The organism is Photobacterium lucens (assembly GCF_009873615.1).
GTDB lineage: Bacteria > Pseudomonadota > Gammaproteobacteria > Enterobacterales > Vibrionaceae > Photobacterium > Photobacterium lucens.
The window spans coordinates 1-255 of record NZ_SSMG01000254.1; the positions used below are offsets into that span (position 1 = coordinate 1).

Annotated in this window: 1 rRNA gene; it reads left to right on the forward strand. The window is 38.8% G+C overall.

From position 1 onward, the window contains the following. Positions 1–65, forward strand: a 16S ribosomal RNA gene (locus tag E5A76_RS11010); the annotation flags it as partial. Between the last annotated feature and the right edge of the window lie 190 nt (positions 66–255).

Below are 255 nucleotides of genomic sequence, written 5' to 3' on the forward strand. Positions count from 1 at the left end.
TCATGACTGGGGTGAAGTCGTAACAAGGTAGCCCTAGGGGAACCTGGGGCTGGATCACCTCCTTACCTAAAGACTTACTGTTGAATGCAGTGTCCACACAGATTGCTTGGTGAAATGGTTTTAGAAAAATAGCGAAAGTGCTAATGAATGAGATAATCATTGATTAACGCTTTTGCGTTATGCTCTTTAACAATCTGGAAAGCTGACTAGTAAATTCAATCAATAGATTGATTTATAGTTTTCATCGAAAGATGA